This is a genomic window from Rhizobacter sp. P2_G4 (assembly GCF_056403575.1).
This window is the reverse complement of record NZ_JBFUFG010000001.1, coordinates 710,238-721,854: the sequence shown is the minus strand read 5'-3', so window position 1 is coordinate 721,854 and position 11,617 is coordinate 710,238. Positions and strand designations below refer to the sequence as shown.

At 64.7% G+C, this 11,617-nt stretch carries 10 protein-coding genes; 7 read left to right on the top strand and 3 right to left on the bottom strand.

All coding sequences use genetic code 11. The features are described from left to right. Nucleotides 1-38: 38 nt before the first annotated feature. Together dnaN and dnaA are read right to left on the bottom strand one after the other, a co-directional pair. Entirely contained in the window at nucleotides 39-1,160 is a 1,122-nt protein-coding gene (gene dnaN / locus AC1DYS_RS03475; protein WP_477896073.1) for a DNA polymerase III subunit beta, read from the bottom strand. Between the two features lie 221 nt (nucleotides 1,161-1,381). Beyond that, nucleotides 1,382-2,818 (bottom strand): chromosomal replication initiator protein DnaA, encoded by a 1,437-nt coding sequence (gene dnaA, locus AC1DYS_RS03470; RefSeq protein ID WP_047486753.1) that lies wholly within the window; start codon nucleotides 2,816-2,818, stop codon nucleotides 1,382-1,384. Between the two features lie 278 nt (nucleotides 2,819-3,096). Between dnaA and rpmH the strand changes: the two genes are divergently transcribed. From rpmH to AC1DYS_RS03435, 7 genes are all read left to right on the top strand, one after another. Then, nucleotides 3,097-3,231 carry a 50S ribosomal protein L34 gene (gene rpmH, locus AC1DYS_RS03465; RefSeq protein WP_047486751.1) on the top strand — a complete coding sequence of 45 codons (135 nt, stop codon included), beginning with the start codon at nucleotides 3,097-3,099 and terminating at the stop codon, nucleotides 3,229-3,231. Between the two features lie 37 nt (nucleotides 3,232-3,268). Then, a complete protein-coding gene (locus tag AC1DYS_RS03460; RefSeq protein ID WP_477896070.1) occupies nucleotides 3,269-3,724 on the top strand; it encodes a ribonuclease P protein component in 456 nt (151 codons plus the stop codon). A 32-nt stretch (nucleotides 3,725-3,756) separates the two neighbouring features. Beyond that, nucleotides 3,757-4,026: a membrane protein insertion efficiency factor YidD gene (yidD, locus tag AC1DYS_RS03455; RefSeq protein WP_477897256.1), complete on the top strand. Its 270-nt coding sequence runs from the start codon at nucleotides 3,757-3,759 to the stop codon at nucleotides 4,024-4,026. After that, on the top strand, nucleotides 4,023-5,771 hold the full coding sequence (yidC, locus tag AC1DYS_RS03450; protein WP_477896068.1) for a membrane protein insertase YidC: 1,749 nt from the start codon (nucleotides 4,023-4,025) through the stop codon (nucleotides 5,769-5,771). Before yidD ends, yidC begins: the two co-directional genes overlap by 4 nt. Before the next feature lie 69 nt (nucleotides 5,772-5,840). Further along, nucleotides 5,841-7,214: a tRNA uridine-5-carboxymethylaminomethyl(34) synthesis GTPase MnmE gene (mnmE, locus tag AC1DYS_RS03445; RefSeq protein ID WP_477896066.1), complete on the top strand. Its 1,374-nt coding sequence runs from the start codon at nucleotides 5,841-5,843 to the stop codon at nucleotides 7,212-7,214. A gap of 114 nt (nucleotides 7,215-7,328) precedes the next feature. Beyond that, nucleotides 7,329-7,796: a cyclic nucleotide-binding domain-containing protein gene (locus AC1DYS_RS03440; RefSeq protein WP_047486746.1), complete on the top strand. Its 468-nt coding sequence runs from the start codon at nucleotides 7,329-7,331 to the stop codon at nucleotides 7,794-7,796. Between the two features lie 209 nt (nucleotides 7,797-8,005). Further along, the gene (locus tag AC1DYS_RS03435) at nucleotides 8,006-9,484 is read left to right on the top strand and encodes an alpha/beta hydrolase family protein (protein ID WP_477896064.1); all 1,479 of its coding nucleotides are present in this window, start codon (nucleotides 8,006-8,008) and stop codon (nucleotides 9,482-9,484) included. A gap of 75 nt (nucleotides 9,485-9,559) precedes the next feature. On the opposite strand, the gene AC1DYS_RS03430 is transcribed toward AC1DYS_RS03435, so the two are convergent. Then, nucleotides 9,560-11,560: a cation:proton antiporter gene (locus AC1DYS_RS03430; protein ID WP_477896062.1), complete on the bottom strand. Its 2,001-nt coding sequence runs from the start codon at nucleotides 11,558-11,560 to the stop codon at nucleotides 9,560-9,562. Nucleotides 11,561-11,617: the final 57 nt, after the last annotated feature.

Sequence of the window (11,617 nt, the reverse complement as noted above, 5' to 3'; positions counted from 1 at the left end):
GAGCCCGCTTTCATCCAGATGAGGCCATCGAGGCCGTTTTAAATGCGCATCGGCATCACGACGTACTTGAAGCCGGCCTGTTCGGGCACGGTGATCAAGACGCTGGAGTTGGTGTCTTGCAGTTCGAGCTTGACCATCTCGACGCTCATGTTGGCCAGCGCGTCCATCAGGTAGGTGACGTTGAAGCCGATCTCGATGCTGTCACCGGCGTAGTCGATCTCGAGTTCTTCTTTCGCTTCTTCCTGCTCGGCATTGCTCGACGCAATGCGCAAGGTGCCGGCTTCGATGTTGACGCGCACGCCCTTGAACTTCTCGCTGGTCAGGATGGCGGCCCGCTGCAGGCTGGCCAGCAAAGGCGCACGGCCTAGCGTGATGTGGTTCTTGTGGTTCTTCGGGATCACGCGGTTGTAGTCGGGGAACTTGCCCTCGACCAGCTTGGTGACGAACTCCATGCCGCTGAAGCTGAACTTGGCCTGGTTGCCAGCAAAGCGCATCTCGATCGGGCCGCTGTTGTCGCCGTCCTTTTCGTCCTTCAGCAGGCGCTGCAGCTCGAGCACGGTCTTGCGCGGCAGGATGACCTCTTGCTTCGGGATCTCGACGTCGAGCGTAGCCTGCGCCAGTGCCAGGCGGTGGCCGTCGGTTGCGACCAGCGTGAGGTTCTTGCCTTCGGCCACGAACAGGATGCCGTTGAGGTAGTAGCGGATGTCGTGCACCGCCATCGCGAAGTGCACCTGGTTGATCAGCAGCTTGAGCGTCTTCTGCGGCACGCTGAACATCGGACCGAAGTCGGCGGCCTCTTGCACCAGCGGGAAGTCGTCGCTCGGCAGCGTCTGCAGCGTGAAGCGGCTCTTGCCGCCTTGCAGCGTGAGCTTGTTCTGGTTGGAGCTCAGCGTGACGATCTGGTCGTTCGGCAGCGAACGCAGGATGTCGATCAGCTTGCGGGCACCCACCGTGGTGCTGAAGTTCGTGGCATCGCCATCGAGGTCGGCCATGGTGCGAACCTGGATCTCGAGATCGCTGGTCGTGAACTCGATTTGCCCTCCGGTCTTGCGGATCAGCACATTGGCCAGGATGGGCAATGTGTGCCGGCGCTCGACGATGCCAGAGACGGCTTGCAGAGCACTCAGAACTTTTTCTTGTGCTGCCTTCAAGACAATCATGTGAACCTCTTAATTTAGTCGTCTTAGTAGAGGACGACGTTTTCTGTGGAGAACGTCATTTTCCCCTTTTCCATCAACCGCTTACCTTGCCACGAACCCTGTGCGCGAACGCCCCGGAAAGACGGGAGTCACAGACAACAACTTTGAACAAGTGACAAGGCCTGTGGACAGTTCGAAAGTTGTCATGAAGTTGTCCCCAGGCTTGTGACTTGACATTGCATTCAACCCTTCAGCGTTTGTTCGAGCACATGCAGCTGCTGGTTGAGCTCGGTGTTCTTCTGGCGCTCGGCAGCAATCTTGCGCACCGCGTGCAGCACCGTGGTGTGGTCGCGGCCACCAAAGAGCTCGCCGATCTCGGGCAGGCTCTTCTGCGTCATTTCCTTGGCGATGTACATGGCAATCTGGCGCGGGCGGGCGATGCTGGCTGGGCGCTTCTTGCTGTACATGTCGGCGACCTTGATCTTGTAGAAATCGGCCACCGTCTTCTGGATGTTCTCGACCCCGACCTGGCGGTTCTGGATCGACAGCAGGTCCTTCAAGGCCTCGCGCGCGAGCTGGATGTTGATGTCCTTCTGCGAGAAGCGTGAGTACGCCAGGATCTTGCGCAGTGCACCTTCGAGCTCGCGCACATTGGCGCGCACATTCTTGGCGACGAAGAAGGCGACGTCTTCGGGCATTGGCGTGCCTTCGAGGTCGGCCTTGCGCATCAGGATGGCCACGCGCATCTCGAGCTCGGGCGGCTCGATGGCCACCGTGAGACCGGCGTCGAAGCGCGAGGTCAGGCGCTCGTCGATGTCCACCAACCCCTTGGGGTAGGTGTCGCTGGTCATGATGATGTGCGCCTTCTTGGCCAGCAGCGCTTCGAAGGCGTTGAAGAACTCTTCCTGCGTGCGCTCCTTGCCGGCAAAGAACTGCACGTCGTCGATCAGCAGCAGGTCGAGCTGGTGGTACTTGGCCTTCAGCTCGTCGAAGGTCTTGCGCTGGTAGTTCTTCACCACGTCGGTGATGAACTGCTCGGCGTGCAGGTACAGCACGCGGGCATCGCTGCGATCGGCCAGCAGCGCGTTGCCGACCGCATGCACCAGGTGGGTCTTGCCCAGGCCGACACCGCCGTAGATGAACAAGGGGTTGTACATCTGGCCTGGCGCCCCGGCGACGTGCAGCGCGGCAGTGCGCGCCATCTGGTTGGCGCGGCCAGGTACGAGCGTGTCGAAGGTGAGTGCCGGATTCAGGCGGTGGCGTGGCAATGACGCCGAATTGGTGTCGCCCGACAGGCGGGCCGACGTGGAGGGCACCGCATGCGCCCCGTTGCTGTGGCCATGGCCATTGAGCGCCTGCGTGACGGCCATCGGCCCGTTGGCACGGACCGAGACAGTCGGAATGCGGGCTGGAGTGACCTCGCGGGCAGCGAGCGTCAGGTCCAGGCGAACCGGCTTGCCGGCGAGTTCGCTCAACACGGCTTCAATGCGGCTGGCGTACTGGTTGCGGATCCAATCCAGCTTGAAGCGATTGGGTACGCGCAGGGATGCCACCGCCCCGTCGCTGCCATCGTCGGTGACGTCGGCAGCAGGCAGGGGGCGGATCCAGGTGTTGAATTGTTGTTCGGGCAACTCCGCGGCGAGTCGCTCGCAGCCGCGTTGCCAGAGGTCAGCGCTCATATTGTGGAAAAGTCTTCTCGGAGCGGCGGGATTCTACGTCGCCAACGGTCGGAAAAAGGCGGTTATCCACAGTTTCGGCGAACCGGTCAATAGCCCGGTGGAGGCGCATGCCGCCGTGCAAGTCTTTGACTTTGAAAGGGGTTTTTGGTGTAATAGTGGGTTTCCCGGAGCCCTTTTCGGGAACGTCAATGACGGTGGGTAGCAGTAGAAGAGACGGGCCGCGGCGAACATGCCGCGCGCAGCGGTCGAGAGCTTAGCCCCGTTCAGCAGGATCCATCATGAAACGCACCTACCAAGCCTCCAAGACCCGCCGCGCCCGTACCCATGGCTTCCTCGTCCGTATGAAGACACGCGGCGGCCGTGCTGTGATCAACGCACGCCGCGCCAAGGGTCGCAAGCGTCTGGCTGTCTGAGGCCAGTCGGCCTCGTTGCCGCACACCCGGTCACGCCGTGATCGGTCGCGTCGTGCGATCCGTTGATTTCGAACGTGTGCTCGGGTCGCCCATCCGAGCGCGCAGCGTGCACTTCGCTGTGCACTACCTCGAAAGCAGCCCGAGCCAGCCCGCGAAACCCCGTTCACAGGGGCTTTCCACCGAGTTGTCAACAGATCAGGCACCTGAACAGGGCATGGCTGTGGATGACTCTGTTCCGAAAGCCTGCTGGTTGGGTATCGTGGTGCCCAAGCGGCATGCCCGTCGTTCAGTGACGCGAACCCTGCTCAAGCGCCAGATTCGCGCTGCTGCTTCGGCGCAAGCGGGGTTGGCGCCCGGCTTGTGGGTGGTCCGGCTTCGTTCACCTTTCGACCGCGCCGCCTTCCCAAGTGCGGCCTCGGATGCATTGAAGGTGTGTGCCGGGACCGAATTGGCTGGCGTGTTGGCTGATGCTGCGCGTCGCGTGTCGGCCTGAGCGGCAACACGATGCTCCGCCAGATCGTCGCTTTGCCTCAACTGGTGCTGATCGCATTGGTGCGGGCCTACCGTTTCTTTCTCAGCCCCTGGCTCGGCAGCTCGTGCCGGTTTGAACCGACTTGCTCGGCCTATGCGCTGCAAGCGCTACAACAGCACGGTGCCGCTGCCGGCAGCTACCTGACGTTGCGTCGCTTGGCGCGCTGCCACCCCTGGTGCGAGGGTGGCCACGACCCGGTGCCACCCACCGCCGGTGGCCTGTTCTCTTCACTTTCCACCTCCCGCGAAAAGACTTCCCCATGACCGATATTCGCCGCACCCTGCTCTGGGTGGTGTTCCTGATGTCGCTCGCCCTCCTCTGGGACGCCTGGAACAAGAGCAACGGCCACCCGTCGATGTTCAGCCCGGCACCGGTGACCCGGCCTGCGAGCACGGGTCCCGCACCCGCTCCGACTGCGCCGCAAGCTGCGGGCGTGGCGGGGACGCCAGGTGTGGCATCGGCCGCGAGTGCGCCCGACGCCAACGTGCCGTCGGAAAAAGTCACCATCTCGACCGACCTGATGCAGGCCACGCTGGACAGCAAGGGCGGCGAACTGGTGCGGCTCGAACTGCTGCAACAGCACGACCAGCAGCACACCGATGTTGTCGATCACGTGATGAACCTGTTCAAGGGCAAGCCCGACGAACCGGTCGACCCGAAGGCGGCCAAGAAGAACGTGGTCTTGCTCGACCAGTCGAGCAGCCGCTACTACGTGGCACGGACCGGTCTCTGGCCTGCGGCCGGCGCGGGGCCGCTGCCCGAGCACCACACCGTGATGCAGCTCGTCCCCGGCGAACGCACGCTGGCCGAAGGTGCCAAGCAGCTGCAAGTGAAGTTCGAGTCGCCAGAAATCGGTGGCGTCAAGCTCGTCAAGACCTACACCTTCAAGCGTGGCGACTACGCCATCGACGTGAAGCACGAGGTCGTCAACAACTCGTCGGCCGTGCTGAACCCGCGTCTGTACCTGCAGCTGGTGCGCGACGGCAACCCGCCTCCTGGCGGATCGAGCTTCTACAGCACCTTCACTGGCCCAGCCATCTACACCGAGGCGTCCAAGTTCAAGAAGATCGACTTCAAGGACATCGACAAGGGCAAGGCCGAGTTCGACAAGAGCGCCGACAACGGCTGGGTCGCGATGGTCCAGCACTACTTCGCGACAGCGTGGCTGGTCGGCGGCAAGCAACAGCGCGAGTTCTTTGCCGACAAGGTGCCGAATGCCACCAACGAATACACCGTCGGCATGTTCCTGCCGCTGGGCGAGATTGCGCCGGGCGCCACCAAGGCGCTGGACGCGATGCTCTTCGCCGGCCCGCAAGAAGACAAGAAGCTCAAGAGCCTGGAAGATGTGGCGCCTGGTCTCGACCTGGTTCGCGACTATGGCTGGCTCACCATCCTGGCCAAGCCGCTGTTCTGGCTGCTGACGCAGTTGCACGCATTGCTGGGCAACTGGGGCTGGTCCATCGTCGCGCTGGTGGTGCTGTTGCGCATCGCGTTTTACTGGCTCAACGTGAGCGCGTACCGCTCGATGGCGAAGATGAAAGCCATCAACCCGAAGGTGATGGAAATGCGCGAGCGGCTGAAGGACAAGCCGCAGCAGATGCAGCAAGAGATGATGCGTATCTACCGCGAGGAAAAGGTCAACCCGCTCGGCGGCTGCTTGCCCATCCTCGTGCAGATGCCGTTCTTCATTGCGCTTTACTCGACGCTGTTGTCCAGCGTCGAGATGCGCAACGCCCCGTGGATCGGCTGGATCACCGACCTGTCGGCCAAGGACCCGTACTTCATCCTGCCGCTGCTGATGACCGCGTCGAGCTTGCTGCAGACCTGGCTCAACCCGACGCCGCCGGACCCCGTCCAGGCGCGCATGATGTGGATCATGCCGCTGGTGTTCTCGGTGATGTTCTTCGGTTTCCCGGCCGGCCTGGTGCTGTACTGGCTGACCAACAACATCCTCGCGATCGCCCAGCAGTGGGTCATCAACAAGCAGCTGGGTGTGCTGGGTAAATAGCCGCTTCGTGAGTCCGAGCGTCAGCCGTCGAGGCTGCCGCTCGGCAACACCTCAGAGACAATCGCCGGCATGTTGCCGCGCCATCACGACCCGATTGTTGCCATTGCCACCGCGGCGGGTCGGGGTGCGGTCGGCATTGTTCGCGCCTCCGGGCGCAACCTGCAGCCGCTGATCGCCGCGGTGTGCGGCCAGACGCTGAAAGCGCGTCACGCGAGCTACCTGCCCTTCGTCGACGCCTCGGGGCAGGCCATCGATCAGGGCATCGCCATCCACTTCCCCGGGCCGCACTCGTACACCGGCGAAGACGTGCTGGAGCTGCAGGCGCACGGCGGCCCCGTGGTCTTGCAGCTGTTGCTGGCGCGCTGCCTGGAGGCTGGACGAACCATCGGCCTGCGCCTGGCCGAGCCGGGCGAATTCACCGAACGCGCCTACCTCAACGACAAGCTCGATCTAGCCCAGGCTGAGGCGGTGAGTGACCTGATCGAGGCCAGCACCGAAGCGGCCGCCCGATCGGCCAGCCGCTCGCTGACGGGTGCGTTTTCGAACGAGATCGATGGCCTCAGCGAGCGCCTGATCAAGCTGCGCATGCTGGTCGAAGCGACGCTCGATTTCCCCGAGGAAGACATAGACTTTCTGCAGAAAGCCGATGCGCGCGGCCAGCTCGACGCGATCGCGAACCAGGTCACCACGGTGCTCGACCGAGCGCGGCAAGGTGCGCTGCTGCGCGAGGGCATCCAGGTTGTGCTGGCCGGCCAGCCCAACGTCGGCAAGAGCTCGCTGCTCAACGCCCTTGCGGGTGCCGAACTCGCCATCGTCACGCCCATCCCCGGCACCACGCGCGACAAGGTCACCCAGACGATCCAGATCGAAGGCGTGCCGCTGCACGTGATCGACACCGCCGGCCTGCGCGAGCTCGGTGACTCCGGTGACGAGGTTGAGCGCATCGGCATCGCCCGCAGCTGGGACGAGATCGCGCGGGCCGATGCCGTGCTGTTTCTGCATGACCTGACGCGCCTTGGCGAAGCTGCGTATGACCGCGGCGACGCGCAGATTGCGCAGCGCCTCGAGCCGCTCGCCGAGCGCGTGGTCCACGTCTTCAACAAGAGCGACCTTGCTTCGGCGCCCGACACGCCCGGCGCCGTCTTGTCGGCACTGACGGGCGAGGGCCTGGCCGAGCTGCGGAGAACGCTGCTCGGCCTCGCTGGCTGGCACGCCCAGCCCGACGGCCTGTTCATCGCGCGTGCACGGCATGTCGATGCCTTGCAGCGCACACAGGCCCATCTGGAGCAGGCCCAGGCGCAAGCCGCATCGACCGCGCCGGCGCTCGATCTGCTGGCCGAAGAGCTGCGCCTAGCGCACAACGCGCTGTCCGAGATCACCGGGCAGTTTACGTCCGACGACCTGCTGGGCGAGATCTTCAGCCGCTTCTGCATTGGCAAGTAATGGCGGCGGCGTCCCCCTCGTCTGCCCCGTTGTGAGGTGCCGCGCGCGAGCCGATAATTCACGTCTGCGGTGCTTCACAGGCCGCGCCTCCTCACTTCGCGGCAACGACCCATCATGGACTTCAACGAGCTGGTTCAAGCCATTCAATCGCTCAACACCGAAGACGCCTTCCGCGCACGTCTGAATGCAGACCAGTGGCGCACAATCGGCCCCTATCTCACACAGCACGACGTGCGCACTGGTGACCTCGTCATCAAGCAGGGCGACACCGATCGCAGCATGTACTTCCTCGGCCGCGGCTCGCTCCAGGTCTTCGTGACCGGTGGCCCTCCCGGTAGCAACCGCATCGCCATCCTGCGCCCTGGCTCAGTGATCGGCGAACCCGGGCTGTTCGTCGACGGGCCGCGCACCGCCAGCGTCGAAGCGATGACACCTTCCATCATCTGGGCCCTGCGCGGGCCGCGTCTCGAAGAGCTTGCTCAGCGCTCGCCGGCTTTGGCGCTGGAGTTGATCCGCGCAGCGGGCGGCGTGATGGCCACACGCATGCGGTCCAACATGACCAAGCAGACGCCGGTCGCCTGAACGGCAGATACTGAGTAGTGACGCCGCGGGACGCGGACGTCACTCACCTGCCCTCTGCGTTTCGCTGAGCAGAACCGTTTGTCCCCGATGCGACTGGGCTCAGGGGGAAAGCCCGCTGCGTCGCCTGGGCTCGTGCGAACTAACCTTGATTCAGACCGCGCTCGCACGCTGGTCCGAATCCAACAGTTCAAACACCAGGAGACAAATCCATGCAGTCGATTACATCGATGCGCCTTGCCGCGCTTTTCGGCACCGTGTTGCTGGCCGCTTGCGGAGGCAGCGACGACCCCGCACCGGCTCCCCCGCCCCCACCGGCGCCTGAAGAAACACGGCCCCAGGATGCCCGCACGAGCTTCGCGCCGGCCGACTCCACGGCCACGACCTTCGCGGCCATGGCAGCCAGTCCCTCGGACACGGTCGACATGTCGACCACCAGCCGTTGGGCGGGGGTCCTCGGCGGTGCTGCCTACCGGGTCGAGGTGCCGGCCAACTGGAACGGCAAGCTGGTCATGTATGCCCACGGCTATGCAGGCACCGGCAACGCGCTCGGCGTCAACAACCCGTCGATTCGCCGTTACTTGATCCAGAACGGCTACGCCTGGGCGGCGTCCAGCTACAGCAAGAACTACTACGACGTCCGCGCTGGCGTCGAAGACACCAACGCGCTGGCGTTGGCGTTCAACGACATCGCCACCGCGAACTCTCGCCCGCTGGCGGTACCCAGCAAGATCTACATCACCGGCCATTCGATGGGCGGCCACATCACCGCGGCGGCGATTGACGGAGAAGCCGCCACCACCGCCAACCACAAGGTCGCGTACGCGGGCGCCGTGCCCATGTGCGGCGTGGTCGGCGATACGGAGCTGTTCGATGTGTTCAGCGGCATGCAGGTCACCGCGCAAGCGCTGGCGGGCGTGCCGAAATACCCGACCACCGGCTGGGCCGACATCAGCGCGCTGGTCACCTCCACCCTGTTCAGCACCTTCCCTGGATCACCTGGCGTACCCATCGCCACCACCGCCACCGGAGACAAGTACAAGTCGGTCGTCAAGAACCTGACGGGTGGCGAGCGCCCGATGTTCGACCTGGGCCTGGCCTACGGCGGCAGTTTTCCATCGTCGTACGGCACCTTTGGCGGAGACGGCACCGTCACGGGCATCCTGACCCAGAACGTGATCGACACCAACCGCTTCACCTACGTGATCGACGGCGACGTGGCCGGCTCCGCGGCGCTCAACGCCGCGGCGCTGAAGCTCACGGCGGACCCGGACGCCAACCGTCTGCGCCGCGATGGCTTGCGCTGGATCCCCAAGGCCAACGGCGACATCAAGATCCCGGTGGTATCGATCCACACCCTGGGCGACCTGTTCGTGCCCTTCGTGATGGAGCAGGTCTACCAGCAGCGCGTGGCCGCCAAGGGCAACAGCGGCTGGCTCGTGCAGCGGGCGATCCGCGGCATCTCACACTGCGACTTCACGGTCGCCGAACAGGCGACCGCGTTCGACGACATGATCAAGTGGGAGCGCGACGGGGTGAAGCCGACGGGCGACGATGTGGTGACGGCTGCGACCGTGGCTGCGCCGACCTACGGCTGTACCTACACGCAGAACACCACGGGCATGGACGACAGCGCCACCACCAAGGCGTTGCGTCCGCTGGCCGTGGCCAACTCGGCGGCCTGCCCGTGATGAAGGTCTTCTGGACCTGACACCTGCGGACTGAAGAGCAAGAGGCCGCAGCGGCCTCTTGCTCATTCGAAGCGCTCAGGAGCGGCCGAGCAGCTTGCCTTCGGCCAGCGACAAGGCCTCAGGCAAACCCGACAGCACCAGCGTGTCGCCGGCGTTCAAGGTCAACGCGTCCTCGGGCTTGGTGACGGCGCCCGAGGCACGCCGCACCGACACCACGCTCACGCCCACTGCGTGCAGGGCCAGGTCGGCCAAGGTCTGGCCCAGGCTCGCGGCGGCTGCCGGCAGGCTCACGGTGAGCAGGCGTGCCTGCTGCAGGTCGTCGACCGTGTCGTCGTCGGCACCGTGGAAGTAACCGCGCAGCAGGCTGTAGCGCGCATCGCGCTGGTCTTGCACCACGCGGATCACGCGGCGCATCGGCACGCCCACCAGGGCCAGCGCGTGGCTGGCGAGCATCAGCGAACCTTCAATGGCTTCAGGAACGACCTCGGTGGCGCCCGCGGCCTGCAGGCGCTCGATGTCGCTGTCGTCCAGCGTTCGCACGATCACCGGCACGTTGGGCGCGTGCGCCTGCACCAGATGCAGGATCTTCAGCGCCGACGGCGTGTCGTGATAACTCACCACCACTGCGCTGGCGCGCGCGAGGCCCGCGGCCATCAGGCTCTGCAGGCGCGCCGCGTCGCCGAACACCACGCTCTGGCCCGCGGCCGCGGCCTGGCGTACGCGGTCGGGGTCGAGGTCGAGCGCCATGTACGGAATGTGCTCGCCGTCGAGCAGGCGCGCCAGGTTCTGGCCGCTGCGGCCATAGCCGGCAATGATGACGTGGGCCTCGGTGTTGATTGCTCGCTTGGCAATCGATGTCATCGCCACCGACTGCATCAGCCAGTCGTTGGCACTCAGGCGCATCACGATGCGGTTGCTGTACATCACGATGAAGGGTGTGGCAAGCATCGACAGCACCATGCTCGCGAGCACCGGGCTCTGCAGATTCGCCGGCAGCAGCTTCTCTTGCGTCGCCAGGGTCAGCAAAACGAAACCGAACTCGCCCGCCTGCGCGAGGTAGAGACCGGTGCGCAACGCGACGCCCGTGGCCGCACCGAAGATCTTGGCCAGTGCGGCGACCAGCACGAACTTGAACACCACTGGCAGCAGGCTCAGCACCAGCACCAAGGCCCACTGGTCGAAGATGGTCTCGCCATCGAGCTTCATGCCGATGGTGATGAAGAACAGCCCCAGCAGCACATCGTGGAAGGGCCGGATATCGGTCTCCACCTGGTGCTTGTATTCGGTCTCGGCGATCAGCATGCCGGCCACGAAGGCACCCAGGGCGAGTGACAGGCCCGCGTGCTCCGTCAGCCAGCTCAAGCCCAGCGTGACCAGCAGCAGGTTGAGGATGAACAGCTCTTCGCTCTTGCGCCGCGCCACCAGCGTGAGCCACCAGCGCATGACGCGCTGGCCGCCGACCAGCAGCACCGTGAGCAACGCGCCGGCCTTCAGCGCGGCGAGGGCCAGTTCGCTCAGCAGCTTCTCCGGCGACGAGCCCAGCGCGGGAATTAACACCAGCAGCGGCACCACGGCCAAGTCTTGGAACAGCAGCACGCCCATCACGCGGCGGCCGTGCTCGCTCTCGAGCTCCAGCCGCTCGGCCATCAGCTTGACCACGATGGCGGTGCTGCTCATCGCCAAGGCGCCCCCCAATGCCACGGCGCTCTGCCAGCTCAAGCCCCAGTGACGGCCGGCCAGGCTGAAGGCCCACGCGAGAACCGCGTTGCCCGCGATGGCGACGGCAATCGTCAGTGCCACCTGGCTCAACCCGAGGCCGAACACCAGCTTGCGCATGCTCTTGAGCTTGGGCAGGTTGAACTCGAGCCCGATCACGAACATCAGGAACACCACGCCGAACTCGGCCAGGTAGGTGATGCCTGCCGAGCCCTTGGCCAGTGCCAGCGCATTGGGGCCAATCAGCACGCCTACGGCCAGGTAGCCGAGCATCGGCGGCAAGCGCAACGAGCGGCACACCACCACGCCGGCCACCGCGGCGACGAGGTACAGCAACACGATTTCGAGGGTGGATGCCATGGAGGGCGGTTCGCGCAAGCTGCGTGCCTACAATGATCGAATCCTACTGGACACCCC